This is a genomic window from Amycolatopsis panacis, assembly GCF_003600245.1.
Taxonomy (GTDB): domain Bacteria; phylum Actinomycetota; class Actinomycetes; order Mycobacteriales; family Pseudonocardiaceae; genus Amycolatopsis; species Amycolatopsis sulphurea.
In genome coordinates, this window is record NZ_QZFV01000076.1 from 181,876 (window position 1) to 196,651 (window position 14,776).

Annotated in this window: 9 protein-coding genes and 1 tRNA gene; 6 read left to right on the plus strand and 4 right to left on the minus strand. The window is 64.8% G+C overall.

The annotated features are described in order from the left end of the window. Nucleotides 1–45 precede the first annotated feature (45 nt). Both D5S19_RS13145 and D5S19_RS13150 read left to right on the plus strand, forming a co-directional pair. The gene (locus D5S19_RS13145; RefSeq protein ID WP_120023624.1) at nt 46–468 is read left to right on the plus strand and encodes an organic hydroperoxide resistance protein; all 423 of its coding nucleotides are present in this window, start codon (nt 46–48) and stop codon (nt 466–468) included. A gap of 74 nt (nt 469–542) precedes the next feature. Further along, complete coding sequence (locus tag D5S19_RS13150; RefSeq protein ID WP_120023625.1) at nt 543–1,934, plus strand: glutamate decarboxylase; 1,392 nt, start codon at nt 543–545, stop codon at nt 1,932–1,934. Nucleotides 1,935–2,007: 73 nt separating this feature from the next. Here the strand turns inward: D5S19_RS13150 and D5S19_RS13155 are convergent, their stop codons facing one another. After that, entirely contained in the window at nt 2,008–3,855 is a 1,848-nt protein-coding gene (locus D5S19_RS13155; RefSeq protein ID WP_120023626.1) for a S9 family peptidase, read from the minus strand. 39 nt (nt 3,856–3,894) lie between these two features. On the opposite strand from D5S19_RS13155, the gene D5S19_RS13160 reads away from it, so the two are divergent. After that, nucleotides 3,895–4,638: a methyltransferase domain-containing protein gene (locus D5S19_RS13160; RefSeq protein ID WP_120023627.1), complete on the plus strand. Its 744-nt coding sequence runs from the start codon at nt 3,895–3,897 to the stop codon at nt 4,636–4,638. 360 nt (nt 4,639–4,998) lie between these two features. Here the strand turns inward: D5S19_RS13160 and D5S19_RS13165 are convergent. Together D5S19_RS13165 and D5S19_RS13170 are read right to left on the minus strand one after the other, a co-directional pair. Next, nucleotides 4,999–5,072, minus strand: a tRNA-Pro gene (locus D5S19_RS13165). A gap of 32 nt (nt 5,073–5,104) precedes the next feature. Further along, nucleotides 5,105–6,085 carry a metallophosphoesterase gene (locus tag D5S19_RS13170; protein WP_233573874.1) on the minus strand — a complete coding sequence of 327 codons (981 nt, stop codon included), beginning with the start codon at nt 6,083–6,085 and terminating at the stop codon, nt 5,105–5,107. 797 nt (nt 6,086–6,882) lie between these two features. Between D5S19_RS13170 and D5S19_RS13175 the strand changes: the two genes are divergently transcribed. After that, nucleotides 6,883–10,992 (plus strand): golvesin C-terminal-like domain-containing protein, encoded by a 4,110-nt coding sequence (locus D5S19_RS13175; protein WP_147397381.1) that lies wholly within the window; start codon nt 6,883–6,885, stop codon nt 10,990–10,992. Nucleotides 10,993–11,443: 451 nt separating this feature from the next. Continuing rightward, nucleotides 11,444–11,821, plus strand: coding sequence for a hypothetical protein (locus D5S19_RS31665; protein WP_147397382.1), 378 nt, complete (start codon nt 11,444–11,446; stop codon nt 11,819–11,821). Nucleotides 11,822–11,926: 105 nt separating this feature from the next. Here D5S19_RS31665 and D5S19_RS13180 read toward each other — a convergent pair whose 3' ends face one another. After that, nucleotides 11,927–14,074, minus strand: coding sequence for a transglycosylase domain-containing protein (locus tag D5S19_RS13180; protein WP_120023629.1), 2,148 nt, complete (start codon nt 14,072–14,074; stop codon nt 11,927–11,929). Nucleotides 14,075–14,424: 350 nt separating this feature from the next. Here D5S19_RS13180 and D5S19_RS13185 point away from each other — a divergent pair, with 350 nt between their 5' ends. Further along, entirely contained in the window at nt 14,425–14,718 is a 294-nt protein-coding gene (locus tag D5S19_RS13185; RefSeq protein WP_098512776.1) for a WhiB family transcriptional regulator, read from the plus strand. The last annotated feature ends 58 nt before the right edge of the window (nt 14,719–14,776 follow it).

The following is a 14,776-nucleotide window of genomic DNA, read 5'->3' on the forward strand; positions in this document are numbered from 1 at the left end:
GAGACGCTTCGCAGCGAGGCGTTCCGACGAGGAGGTAGGCAACGGATGGCTGACGCGATTTACACCGCAGCGGCGACCGCACGCGGAGAAGGCCGCAACGGCGAGGTGACCTCGTCCGACGGGGTGATCGACGAGTCGCTGGCGATCCCGAAGGAGATGGGTGGTCCCGGCGGGGACAAGACCAACCCGGAGCAGCTGTTCGCGGCCGGCTACTCGGCCTGTTTCCTCAGCGCGCTGCAGGCCGTCGCCCGGCAGGCGAAGGTCCAGCTGCCCGCGGCCTCGGTGACCGGTGAGGTCAGCGTGTACAAGCAGGAGGTGGGCTTCCAGCTCGGCGTCCGGCTGAACGTGTCGCTGCCCGGACTGGCCCAGGCCGACGCGGACCAGCTCGTGGCGCAGGCGCACCAGGTCTGCCCGTACTCGAACGCGACCCGCGACAACATCGAGGTGGCGCTGAGCACCACCGTCTGACCGGGTTCGGTCCGCGGCACCCCGCACCCGTCTGCGGGGTGCCGCCCGCGGCGAGTCGCAGTACATTCACAGCCATGGTGCTGCATCACGGGAAAGCGCAACGGGCGGACCGGAAACCGGGCACGAATCCGATGTACACGGGCGCGAATCCGGCGCTCGCCGCGGAGTTCACCATGCCGCATGACAAGCTGCTCGACGATTCGCTGCCGCCGGACACCGCACTGCAGCTGGTGCGTGACGAGCTGATGCTCGACGGCAACGCGCGGCTCAACCTCGCCACCTTCGTCACCACGTGGATGGAGCCACAGGCCCGCGAGCTGATGGCTGACTGCGTCGACAAGAACATGATCGACAAGGACGAGTACCCGCAGACCGCCGAGCTGGAGCGGCGCTGCGTGAACATCCTGGCCGATCTCTGGCACGCGCCCGATCCGGCGAACATCATGGGCTGCTCGACCACCGGCTCGTCGGAGGCCTGCATGCTGGCCGGGCTGGCGCTCAAGCGTCGCTGGTCCAAACTCGGCCGCACCGGCAAGCCGAACCTGGTGATGGGCGTGAACGTCCAGGTGTGCTGGGAAAAGTTCTGCGAATACTGGGAAGTCGAGCCGCGCCTGGTGCCGATGTCGGGCGACCGCTACCACCTTTCCGCCGAGGAAGCGGTGCAGCGCTGCGACGAGAACACCATCGGCGTAGTGGCGATCCTCGGTTCTACCTTCGACGGCAGCTACGAGCCGGTGGCCGGGATCGCCGCCGCGCTCGACGAGCTGCAGCAGCGTACCGGGTGGGACATCCCGATGCACGTGGACGGTGCGTCCGGCGCGATGATCGCCCCGTTCGTGGACGAGGACCTGGCGTGGGACTTCCGGCTGCCGCGGGTCGCTTCGATCAACACCTCCGGGCACAAGTTCGGCCTGGTCTACCCCGGCGTCGGCTGGGTGGTGTGGCGGGATCGCGCGGCGCTGCCCGGGGAACTGGTGTTCAACGTCAACTACCTCGGTGGCGACATGCCGACTTTCGCGCTGAACTTCTCTCGTCCCGGCGCCGAGGTGGCCGCGCAGTACTACACCTTCGTCCGGCTGGGCCGGGAAGGTTTTCGTGCGGTGCAACAGGCTTCGCGAGATGTGGCCACGTATCTGTCCGCGGCGATCGCCGAGCTGGGGCCGTTCGAGCTGCTCACCCGTGGCGACCAGCTACCGGTCTTCGCGTGCACCACGCGGCCGGAAGTGACCGCGTTCGACGTGTTCGACGTTTCCCGCAAGCTGCGTGAGCGTGGCTGGCTGGTGCCCGCCTACACGTTCCCCGAGGACCGGACCGATCTGGCGGTGCTCCGCATCGTGGTGCGCAACGGATTCAGCCACGATCTGGCGGATCTGCTGCTCGCCGATCTCGCCCGGGTGCTGCCCGAACTGCAGAAGCAGGACGGACCGCAGCACGACCGTTCCATCTCCACGGCGTTTCATCACTGACCGTTTCGCCGGTTTTCGATCGCCGCACCGGGCCTGGGCCGTCCGGGCCGGGAAGACCCGGACGGCCCAGCGCTCAGCGCAGGCCGAGCGCCCGAAGGGCGAAGTAGACCTCGATCGAGGTCTGCTTGATCGTTTCGGCGATCACCAGCGAGCCGTGGCCCGCGTCGTAGCGGTAGAACTCATGTGGAGCGCCTCGCGCGCCGAGGCGGTCCAGGTAGTTCTCGATCTGGCGGATCGGGCAGCGGGGGTCGTTGTCCCCGGCCAGTACCAGCACCGGGGCGGCCACCGCGTCGACGTAGGTCAGCGGCGAGCAGTCCCGGTACACCGCCGGTACCTCGGCAGGGGAGCCGCCGAACAGGGCGCGGTCGAACGAGCGCAGCTGCTCCATCTCGTCCTCGTAGGCGGCCACGTAGTCGGCCACCGGCACGCCGGCCACTCCGGCCGCCCAGCGGGTGGGCTGGGTGCCCAGCGCAAGCAGGGTGAGATAGCCGCCCCAGGAGGCGCCGTTCACCACACATTTGTCCTTATTGGACAGTCCGCTGGAGACGGCCCAGTCGTGCACCGCGGCGACGTCGTCCAGTTCGGTCAGGCCGGGGCGCCCTTCGATCGCGTCGCGCCAGGCCGAGCCGTAGCCGGTGGAGCCGCGGTAGTTCACCTCGACCACGGCGAACCCGGCGTCGAGCCAGATCGAGCGATAGGCGGAGAACCGGTCCTCGTCCGCCGCGTGCGGTCCGCCGTGCAGGGAGAACACCGTGGGCAGCGGCCCGTCCGGCGCCCCGGCCGGGCGGGAGACCAGTGCGTGGATCCGGCCGCCGACGCCCTCCACGAACGCGTCGGTGACCGGCGAGGAGCCCGGGGCCGGTTCGCCGGGTGGCTTCAGCAGTACCGAATCGGCACCATCGGTGGTCCGCACCCGCACCGCGGCCGGCTCGGCGGCACTGGACCAGGAGTACTCGATGCTGCCGTCCGGACGCACCCCCGCGCCGCCGATCCGGCCCGGCGGAGTGTCTACAGAGGACAGCTCGCCGGTGTCGAGGTCGTAGCGGTACAGCGAGCTGCGGGCCTCGTGGAAATGCACCACCAGCAGTGCGCGGGCGTCCGGGTACCAGTCGGCGACGACCTCGCCGGGCAGGTCGATCTCCAGCTCGGTCTCGGTGTCCGTCCGCACGTCCCAGACAAGCAGCTCCTCGCGGCCGTGGCGTTCGTGCAGGACCAGCAGCCGCTGGTCGCCGGGCACCGGGGAGAACTCGAGCGCCTGCAGGCCCTTGCCCTCGCCATCCCACTTGTCCGCGACGGTGGTGAAACCTTCTGTGGACAGCACCCGCAGCGCCGGGTGCCGGGAGTCGCCGTGTTCGGAGTGCGTGATCGCCAGCAGGCTCTCGTCGCGCGAGAGCGAGGCGATGCCCGCGTCGTCCGTGTGCTGGTAGAAACGCTCGGTGCGGCCGTCGATCGTCGCGAACAGTGCGCTGCCGTCGTCTGTGGAGACGCCCGCCGCGATCACCCGGGTGCCGATCTCCAGCCCGGCAGGGTAGCCGTCGTGGACGTCTGGCAGCGCCTTGACCGCGGCCGAGCTGTCCCCGTCGAAGGGCTGGCTCCGCCAGGAGCCGAACTCGTCGCCGTCGGTGTCGTCGAACCACCAGATCTGCGAGCCGTCCGGCGAGGGGGTGGCGTGCAGGGTGCCGTTGGGGCGGTCGGTGACGCGGCGGTGACCGTCGGTGGCGCGATCCCACGCGTAGACCTCCCACACGCCGCTGGCGTTGGAGACGTAGATGTTCGCGCCAGGGGCGTCGCGGGCCCACTCGGGTACCGAAATGCGGGGTGCGTGGAAACGGGCTCGCCAGCGGTTTTCGGGTTCGGCCTCGTCGAACAGGCGGTCCGGGACCACCGCGGACGGATACTGGTTGCCTGACTGCGTGCTCACCCCTCGATCCTGCCACCTTCTGGCCGTACTGTGTGCGGAGTGCTGGAGGGTTACATGCCGGGTCACGGTGAGGACGCGTGGTCGATGATGGCCGCGCGCACCGCTGCGGAACGAGCGGCGTTCGCCCGTCCGCTGTTCGCCCCCGGGATGCGCGTGCTGGATCTGGGCTGCGGCCCCGGCTCGATCACCGAGGACCTGGCCCCGGACGCGCACGTCATCGGACTGGACACCTACCCCGCCGTGCTCCCCATCTCGTCCACAGTGGACTACATCGCAGCCAGCGCATACGCCCTGCCTTTCCCCGACGAGTCCGTCGACGCGGTCTTCTCCCACGCCCTCTTCGAACACCTGGCCCAACCACTGGCCGCCCTGACCGAAATCCGTCGCGTCCTCCGCCCCGGCGGCAGACTCGCACTGTCCACTTCAGACTGGAGCCGGGCCAGAGTCCACCCCCGCAGCGCCAACGTCGACGCCGCCCTGCGTGGCCACTACCTGATCCGCCGCCGAGCCGGCGGAAACCCCTTCGCCGGCCGCACCATCGGCACCCTGGTCGCCGAAGCAGGCTTCACCACCATCACCGAACGCACCCGCTTCCGCGAAGACCTGCCCTACCGCTCTTTGGCCACCTACATCGAATCCCGCCTGGCCGCCGCCCTCGCCACCCCCACCCACCCCGACCACGTCCAGCTCACCTACGCCGCCCGCTCCGCCTGGTCCTGGACCCGCACCGCCGGACCCGGCGATTTCCTCCAATGCTGGCAAGAACTCACCGCCACCCGCTAACCCACCCACACACAAGCCGTGAAGGGTCCCTTCACGGCCTCTGGGGCCAGGGTGTCGGCAAAGTTGGTCGGGGACCCGGCAGTGGGCGATGCGGAGGTGTGTGCGACCACCTCGTGGCGTGCGCCGGACCGGTTTCGGGTCTGTGAAGGGACCCTTCACGGACTCAGAGGCTGTGAAGGGTCCCTTCACAGCCTCAAGCAGCCCCCCACACACCGCAACCGACCTCACCACCCCGCCCACCACCGGGGGTCCAGGGGGCTCGCCCCCTGGCGGGGGTTCGGGGGTTCGACCCCCGAAAAACACCGAGGGGCCCGCACAATCGGCGCTTTCGGCCGATATGCGGACCCCACGGGCCACTCGTCGGGGTGGCGGGATTTGAACCCACGACCTCCTCGACCCGAACGAGGCACGCTACCAAGCTGCGCCACACCCCGAGGTACTGCTGTTCAACGGGTCGTGGAGAAGTCTAGCGGACGGGTTTTGTGGTCGTGCGGCGGGCTGGTTTCCGGGGGTCGGTGGTCCCGGATCCGCGGGGGACCAGCGTCAACAGGCTGGCTTCGGGTGGGCAGGCGAAGGGGGGGGGAGCGTAGGGGGAGGTGCCGAGTCCGGCGGAGACGTGCAGCCACATGTCGGCTCCCCAGCGGGAGGCGCCGCGGGCGCGGCTGCGGTCGAGTTCGCAGTTGGTGACGAGTGCGCCGTAGCCGGGGAGGCGGAGCTGGCCGCCGTGGGTGTGCCCGGCGAGGACGAGGTCGTATCCGTCGGCCGCGAAGGTGTCGAGCACGCGGGGTTCGGGCGAGTGTGTGACGCCGAGCCGGACGGCCGCGGTCGCGTCGGCCGGGCCGGCGATGTCGGAGTAGCGGTCGCGGTGCAGGTGCGGGTCGTCGACGCCGGCTGCGAATACTGCCCGTCCGCCGACGTCGACGGTGCGGCGGACGTGGGTGAGGTCGGTCCAGCCGTGTTCGAGGAAGGCGGCGCGCAGGTCGCGCCAGGGCAGTTGGTTGCCGTGGATGCGCTTTTTCTTGCCGAGGGGCATGAGGTAGCGCGCCGGGTTCTTGGGTTTCGGCGCGTAGTAGTCGTTGCTGCCGAAGACGAACAGTCCCGGCCGGTTGAGCAGCGGCCCGAGCGCGCGCAGCACGGAGGGCACCGCGGTCCGGTGCGAGAGGTTGTCCCCGGTGTTCACGACGAGGTCGGGCTCGAGTTCGCCGAGCGCGGCGACCCAGCGTTGCTTGCTCTGGTGTCCGGGCAGCATGTGCAGGTCGGATACGTGCAGGATGGTGAACGGCCGGGTGCCGGGGGCGAGTACGGGCAGTTCGGCGGTCCGCAGCGTCCAGCGCCGCCGCTCGATTCCGACGGCGTAACCGAGGGTGGCGGTTCCTAGGGCGATGGTCCCTACGGCCAACCGCTTCGCGTTGTCTCCGGACGTCCTGGCATTACCGAGCGTACTCACGACTGCGAGGATACGTGTTCGAACGGGTCGCCCGCTGCGGCCGGTGGTTCACGGTTTGACCTGCCCCGGCGGTGCGTCCACCCCGCTCTGGTGGAAGCGGCCAGGAGCAAGGCTCGACGCGGAGGCCGGACGGTGCCGGCCGCAGGGTGGAATGAACTTGTATGACGGTCGTCACCCGCAGGCTGTGACTTTTGTTCGTTATGTCGTAATAAGGTAAAGGCGCCTGTCTGTGATTACATTGCGTAGACGGCTTGCAAGCTGGGCATTTCTGGGTTCTTGGCGGCCGATGTGATGCAGTCTCGGCAGTCCGCGAATTTTTGGGCTCGTTGTCCTCTTTCGGCCAAACGGCCGATTGTCTCGCATGTGAACACTCGCTAGCCTTGAGCTAGCTGTAGGTCGGCAGACGAAGTGCCAATTTTTCGGCTCTTAAGAGGGGCTCTTATGTCTTTGATAGCGACTCCTGCCTGTGTGGGTAGGGGGAAATGTAGCTATTGGCACCATTACTGCCTTTCATTTTCTCATGTTGACGTTAGTCAATTATCGGGCTGACGTGACGTTGCTCGTGCATGATGAGTGGTTGACGGTGCAGTGGTCAGTTTCGGTTAATGCTCGTATATATTGGTGACGCCATTGTTTCCGTCTAGGCAAATCTAAGATTTGAATTGTTGAATGGTTTTTGCATGCGAAGATATGGAATTCCAATGCGATCGCGGTTGACATGGAGGCGCTGGACGGCCGCCTTTCTGGTGATGGCTGCGGTCTCGGCTGTGCCGGCCGTAGCTGGCGCGCAGCCGAGTGTGGCGGTTCCGGATGTCGCGGCAGACTCGCCGAAACCCGTCGCGGAATCCGATGTTGTACCCGAGGCGCAACGCGATGCGGTGCTCGGAGGTGATTGGAGGAGTACGCGAGACGTCGTTTGGACGACTGCCGGTGATGGTGACGGTTTTCACTTTCTTGTGGCCGATTCGTTGCGGGGTTATGAGTGGAAGACGATGGCTACGCTGTCCGAGCCTGGGGTTGAGACCGATGCGTGGATCGGCAACGCGTGCGTGACCGGCTCGGGCAGGCGGGCGGTGGTTGTCTACGCTCCAAGGACGTTCACGAACAAGGTGGACCTCGCTGCGCGCGGAGCGTTCACGGCTGTTGTCGACTTGACTGATGGGAACGTGACGAAGCTGCCGATTCGCAGTAGTCTCGCCTATTTCAATCCCTCCTGTGGTGCCGACGAGGATGCGCTTGTCACGCAAGAAGGTGTCGAAGATCTTGGGCGTACGCGTCTGGTGCGGGTCGATGCTGCGGCTGCCAAGATCGGGTCGATGACCGAGGTGCCCGGCCAGTTGACGTCGGCTGTGCTGACGCCGGCTGGGATCGTTGCTGCTGACTCGGGAGCGCTGGTCAGCGTCGATCCGGCAGGTACCCGTCGTCGGATCGTCTCGACGGAGGGGATGCCGTTCAAGCTCACCGCCGATGCAGATGGAGGTCTCGTCTATCTGGAGAGGTCCGGCACAGACCGGGTTGCGGTTCGACGATTGCCGCAGAGCGGGTCGGCTGCGGCGGCGCCGACCACGATCGCCACAGGCACCTTGGCCGGTGTGGACGCGGTGAGTCCGAGGGGTGGCAAAGTGTTCGTCACCGGGGACGCGGTGCCCGCGTCGAAGACGGCATCGGTCGCGAGTGTTTCGGTGGTAAGAGTCCCAAAAGGCTCACAGTTGTCGATGCGGGGCAAGGTTGCGTTAACAGCAGTAACCGCTACGCAGCCCGATCCGCGCGCTGTAGCCCCTACAACCGTGCCACGGCAGTTGCGGATTACTGCGTCTGTCTTGGGTACTGGCAAGCAGTTCGCGTTCGCCGTGACACCGCGAGATGGCGCTGCAGTGGATTCAGGTCGAGCACTCAGCCCATCGTTGTCTAAGAAGGCACCGCAGCCCGCGCCGGACAGTGATCCGCATGACCCGACGGACATGGGACAGAGGTATTGCGCTGTCCCGCGCGGCGATCCGGCCAATCAGGCAATGCAGCCGAGGCCTCGGCAGGTGGAGTGGGCAGTCGACCAAGCGGTCCGCAACGCCCTGACGGTGGCGAGACCGGCGAATTGGAAGAACCTCGGGATGCCGGCCTACAGCCCGCAAGGCTTGTTCCCAGGTATCCCGCTCAATGGCGGTGGTTTCGTGCCTGCGCAGGTGATGCTCGGTATCACCGCGCAGGAGTCGAACATGTGGCAGGCCGCCCGATTCGCAGTTCCCGGCGTCACGGCCAACCCGTTGATCGGAAACTATTACGGGCTCAACCTGTACAACGGTGACCCGACCGACGACTGGGACATTCACTGGGACAAGGCCGACTGTGGGTACGGGATCACCCAGATCACCGACGGCATGCGGCTCGCGGGGCACGAGAAGCCCGGAGAGAAGGCCTTGCCGTACCAGACACAACGTGCTGTCGCTTTGGACTTCTCTGCAAATGTCGCGGCGGGCGTTCGCATCTTGGCGACCAAGTGGAACGAGACGCGGGCCGCTGGCATGCAGATCAACAACGGTGACTCGGCCAAACTGGAGAACTGGTTCTTCGCAATCTGGGACTACAACTCTGGGTTCCACCCCAGCGGCAGCGGTCCGTGGGGGCTTGGCTGGGCCAACAACCCGGTCAACCCGCACTACCCGGCGAACCGGACCTCATTCCTGGACACCACGTATCAGGACGCGGCACACCCCCAGGATTGGCCCTACCCGGAGAAGGTGCTCGGGTGGGCTGGCCACCCGGTCGAGATCCTGGACTCGCCCGGCAACTTGGTTTCCGGGTTCAGGCCCGCCTGGTGGAATGGCGACGGTGTGGACGGGCCGAGGAACCGCACTAACGTGCGGCCGCCTGTCACACAGTTCTGTGACGCTTCGAATAGTTGCCAGCAAGGCGCTAAGTATCCGCCCAACGCTCCAGACGTGATCGGGGAGCCAGCGGGGCCTTGCGCGAACAAGAACTCGAGCGGTCAGTACGACTTGCGCTGCTGGTATCACCAGGCGTCTACGTGGAAGCCGGACTGTGCCACGACATGCGGCAACGAATTGCTCCGCTTCGATCCCGGATACGCATACCAGGACGATGGCACGGCTTACCCTCCACGATGTGATCTTTCCGGGCTGCCTGCGAACTCGCTGCTCGTCGACGATGTGCCTGACTCCGCTGTGTCGATCCGGCCGGGCTGCCTGAAAACCTGGCCGAACGCAGGAGTTTTCAGCTTCACGTTCAAACAGGACGCCCCTGGCCAGTATCCGGGCAAGATTGACACACATCAGATCGGCGGTGGCTTTGGTGGACACTTCTGGTTCACCCATACCCGCTCGAAGGCTGACAACGGTGGCAAACTCGAAGTCGACGGCAATTGGCGACTGAACCAATCCCACAACGGGCCTATGAAGGTGTTCGTCGCGTTGCCCGACCACGGCGCTCAAACCAACGCCGCGACCTACGTGGTCAAGACCGCCTCAGGCGACCGGACGAGGGTCGTGCAGCAACCGGGAGACGGCAACCGCTGGGTATCGCTTGGCGCGTTCATGTTCAACAATGTTCCGGAAGTGAACCTGACATCGGTCACCCCGCAAGGAGACGGCAGCCAGGACATCGCTTTCGATGCGGTCGCGTTCGTGCCCATCAATGGGAAGTACCACGAGAATTCAGTCGAAGCCGACGCACTGTTCGACGAAAACCAGAACATCGACACGGCGGCCCCGGAATCGTGGGTGGGCGGGAACCTATCAGGCCGGCAGACGCTCTATGACTGGGCGACGGGTTCTGCCGACGGTGTCATGTCCATGCCCGACTGCCGATCGGAGGCGGCTGGCGACTGCCTCCCGTCACATCTCAAGCAGACGATCGGAGCCTGGCGAGCCCAGGTTAAGGCTGCCGGTACTGACCCCGTAAACCATCCGACGGGAAATTCGATCGCTCGTTGGATCGGATTCGCCAATTCGTATCAAGACCGTCCAGTCAACGATCGTCGACCAAGCTCGTTCGACGACGACGGTCGGCACAAGATTCGCGTAAAGGCGACGGTCACGTTCGTCACCGATCCAGGCGGGAAGATAATACCCGGAAGTGAGGATGCCATTTACGAACATCGAACTGGGAACACACACATTCCCAAGTTCGCCCTGGATTTCATCCAGGCAGTCTCGGTCGACTACGGGGTAGCTCGGCCTGATCTCCGCTATCGGATGCCCAATCTCAACCATCATGACGGCGAATGGGCGGCCGTCAACCCCTACGAAAATGGAGGCTTCTTTCCTGGTCGCGCTTACGTCGCGCGCGGCAAAGATCCCGTTTCCGTTGACGTGTCCGGCGCCCCTTCCGAAACGGCAGCCGTGTGTGTGAAAGCCGGTGGCAATGCTGGCGGGTCCATCGGCTACCGCCCGATGCTCAGCCAGCCCGGCCCAGTTGGTGCAGTGTCCGACTGGGTGGACAAGCTAAAGGCTAACCCTCGGGTTCCAGCGCAGATCAGGGGCATCGCCGGTGATCTGAAGTCCATGTTTTTCGAGAACGGGATAGTCCCGACCGTCAACAAGAGCCTCTTTGCTCTAGCGCCACCCATCTGGCAGGAGCTGAACTTCAAAGTGTGCGCCGACGACACAGTCCATGCAAATCCGCTATCTCCGATCTTGTTGTCATCCTGGATGCCTGACCAGTATCTTTACTTCAATGGGAAAGCTATCGACAGCAGCGGTGCATACACCAACAACGGCAAGGCAATTGTCGCCGGAGACTTCAACACCTTCAGTAAACTTGGTCAGCTACACGGCGACACTGCAAACGGCGACTGTGGTGTCGACAAAGGCAGGAATGGAAATCCTTGGGGGATCGGACCCCTTAGCGGCGCCGGAACGGATCCCGATACATCCCACTTATGCGGCAGGTGAATAGAAACAAGTCAACCGTTGTGCGGTATTGAAGGAATTTGAGATTGGAATGGCGGGACCAGGATTCTTGTTCATGCTCGCAGTGCTTTCTCTATCGGTGTTTCTGGCTGTACTCCCCTGGGGCCGACGGGTAAAGCCTTGGATTCTGAGCGTAATCCCGTTGTTCTCACTGGCATTTGCTGTTTACGGCCACTGGTATGCCGGAATGTCTCGGTTTTGGCCACTGCTCGTATGGCTGGCCACGCTGGGTCCTGGTTCCCTGATTGCTATCGTCCGCATACTACGGATGGGGCGTGCGTCAAGGCGATAAGTTTTCCTTATTGCGAAGTAATCTTCGGCAACGGTCAAACAAGAAAGGGGCTGGCAGCCGAACCTGAATATTATGGGAAAGTAGTGGCGGGTTCCGGATTGAAGCAGAGTAGCTTTTGTAAGCTGATTAAGACGGGAAATAATGCGCAAAATCGGCATCGTCGCAGCTATTGTAACGGTTCTTTCGATTATCATTGGTACTGCTGGAGTTGCGTCAGCTGCGACGAGATATCATACCTGGGCCCACGGTGTGAGTGTGCGAAGCGGGGATGAATTGCACTGGGCTGATTGCGACAACAGTCCGTCGGTTGCAAATTGCAGCAAGGTTCAAAAAGTAATAAACCCTGATTGGGGAGTGGTTCCGACCTGCCAAAAGGCTGGACAGGTGGTTGGCGGGAATCCAAACTGGCTGCGCGTTGAAATCTACTACCCGGGGAGTTCCGGCTTGTCAACGGTCGGCTGGATGGCTAGCTACTATATCGACTATCCGAAAAATGTACTACCCATTCCCTGGTGCTGATTGAAATATCAGCTTACTAAATCGATTAAAGAGCGGGGTCCGTCGCTTTTCTGACGAGGGAGCCCGCTCTTTATCTACACTATTTTTGGGTATTTCGAAGCGAAACTAGTGGCCCGTGTACTTCGGATCCTCCGGCGGTAACGGCACGATCGGCTGGTCGCCCAGAATGTTCTTCATCGCCCCGAACCAGGTCTGTGCCGGGGTCACGCCACCGAACATGTTGGCGTTGCTACCACACGTCGTGACATTGCCGATGCCGTTGTAGCAGAGGCCGCCGATGCCGGTGGTGCGGAAGACCATGGCCGCGCCGGCCAATTGCGGAGTGCCGGCGACGAACGTGGCCGAGCCGTTGTTCTGCGAGGTTCCCGTCTTGCCGATCAGGGGGCGGTTCCAGCCTACGGCGGCGGCTGCCTTCGCCGAGGTGCCGCCGGGCTGGTCGTCCTTGCCCATGCCGACCGCGAGGGTGTTCGCGAGGCCTTCCGGGACGACCTGCTGGCAGGCCTCCTCCTTGACCGGCACGGGTTTTCCGTCGCGGCCGGTCACCGATGCCAGTGGCGTCGGCGGGCACCAGACGCCGCCGCTGAGCAAGGTCGCCGCCACATTGCCGAGTTCCAGCCCGCTGGTCGGGCTGAAGCCGAGGGTGAACGCGCCGTAACCGGGGGTCTTGTCGGTCGGTCCGTAGGCCTTCGACTGCGGCACGCTCTTCGGGTCCTTCGGATCCACCTCGGCACCGTTGGTGTCGCTGGCCATCGTGTTGCGCATGCCCAGCTTGGTCGCCATGTCGATGACCGGTGCGGTGCTGCCGAGCCGGTCTTCCAACGCGACGAACGCGGTGTTCGGCGAAGTCGCCAGTGCCTCCTGCAGCGAACTCGAACCGGGTGAGTTCTTGCTCGCGTTGCTCACGCAGTACCACTTGGAGTTCAGCGGCGGTCCGGTCGGCGGGCAATGCGAGCCGCCACCGGTGAACACGTGTGAGGTGTAACTGCTGCCCACCGGGATGTTGCTGTAGATCCCGGCGATTCCGCGGTCCAGGATCGCCGCCGAGGTGAAGATCTTGTAGCTCGAACCCGCGCCACCGGTGTTGTAGACCCCGGACGGCAGGGAATAGATCGTCTGCCCCTGATCCTGGTCGATGCCGTAATCCCGGTTGGCCGCCAGCGCGACCACCTCGTGCCGGTCTTTTCCGGGTTTGACCAGCGAAAGCGTGTTCGCCACATTCTTCTGTGTCTTGGACACCTGGGTCTCCGCGGAGACCTTGGCCTCGTGGTTGGCCTTCTCGTCCAGCGTGGTCTTGATCGTGTACCCGCCGGTGTAGAGCTGGTCCTTCGACATTCCCGATTTGATCAGGTAATCCTCGACGTATTGGCAGAAGAACCCGTTCTCCGGCCCGGCGCCGGTGCAGTTCGCCGCGGGCTTGGCCGGGGTGTCCGGGGTCACGCCGAGCGGTTCGGTCTTGAACCGCTCCGCGTCCGCCTTGGCCAGCTTCTGGTTGCTGACCATCCGGTCGAGCACCAGGTTGCGCCGCTTGGTGGCCTTGTCCGGGTGGTTCCACGGGTCGTTGACGATCGGGTTGTTCACCAGCCCGGCCAGCAGCGCGGCCTGCGGCACGGTGAGCTTCTCCGGCGTGGTGCCGAAGTAGGCGTGCGCGGCGGCCCCGATGCCGTAGATCTGCCGGGAGAACTCGACCACGTTGAGGTAGCCGGTGAGGATCTGGTCCTTCGACAGCTTCGTCTCGAGGTTGATCGCGATGCGGGCCTCTTTGAGCTTGCGCGAGAGGCTCTGCTCCCGCGCGGTGTCCTGGCCCGCCTTGTCGTCGCGGTAGACGACGTTGATCAGGTAGTTCTTCACGTACTGCTGGGTGATCGTGGACGCGCCCTGGGTCTCACCGCCGGCGGTGTTGGACACCGCGGCGCGCAGCGTACGGGCCCAGTTCACGCCGTGATGCTCGTAGAACGCCTTGTCCTCCGCGGACAGCAGCGCCCAGCGCAGGGAGTCGTTGATCTCTCTGGGCGCGACCGGGATGCGGTACTGCTTGTACAGCGTCGCGATCGGCTTGCCCCCGGAGTCGGTGACCGTCGTCACCAAGGGCGGCGGCACGTCGGCAAGATCGGACGAAGTCTGCTCGACTGTCTCGCTTGCCTGGTTCGAGATCACGCCGGCGGCGCCCACCACCGGGAAGAGGATTCCCGCGGTCAGCACCCCCGCGAGCAGGCAGAGGCCGAGGAGCTTGAACAAACCGTCCCTTTTGCGCACAGGGGCCAGGGTACTGAAGGCCCGTGGCGGTTTCGTGACCTCACACCCGCTACTGGCCGGTAAGCAGGGCGAACCGGGCGTCATTCGGGTGTGATCCGGTCGCGTACGGGAAGAGAATTCAAGTTTGGGCTTGGCGAAGGGAACCGTCGACCCCTACAGTCCGTCAACGTCTCACGTACATGCCGACAGACGGACCAGCACGGGTGGGAGCCGTGGTGGTCCGGACGGCGGCAGCGGCACCGGGGAGGTGCCGTCACCGACGTGCGGCGCAGTGGGAAAACGCTCGCGGGGGTGGGAGCGGGGAGCTTCGCCTTCGCTGGTGCCATACACCAGATGAGGGAGCTGGGGGTATGCAGACCAAAGAGTCGAGCTGGCGGGTCAACGCTTCGTGCCGGGACGCCGATCCGGATGGATTGTTCGTCCGCGGCGCGGAGCAGAACCGGGCCAAATCCGTGTGCATGGGCTGTCCGGTCCGCACGGAATGCCTGGGGGAAGCGCTCGATGGCCGGATCAATTTCGGTGTCTGGGGCGGCATGACGGAACGGGAACGGCGGGCATTGCTGCGCCGTCGCCCGGACGTCGAAAGCTGGACCGGACTGCTCGAAGCGGCCAAACGGGACGCGCTCGCCGCCGCGGCGGGCTAAACCGCGCGTTGCCGACCTCCTCGGATCCCCGTCGCACCCGCGGCGGGGATCCGAGTTG

Excerpts from the sequence above, each read along its gene's own strand:
- D5S19_RS13145 (WP_120023624.1), top strand. The coding sequence starts at position 46 with ATGGCTGACGCGATTTACACCGCAGCGGCGACCGCACGCGGAGAAGGC.
- D5S19_RS13150 (WP_120023625.1), top strand. The coding sequence starts at position 543 with ATGGTGCTGCATCACGGGAAAGCGCAACGGGCGGACCGGAAACCGGGC.
- D5S19_RS31665 (WP_147397382.1), top strand. The coding sequence starts at position 11,444 with ATGCGCAAAATCGGCATCGTCGCAGCTATTGTAACGGTTCTTTCGATT.
- D5S19_RS13185 (WP_098512776.1), top strand. The coding sequence starts at position 14,425 with ATGCAGACCAAAGAGTCGAGCTGGCGGGTCAACGCTTCGTGCCGGGAC.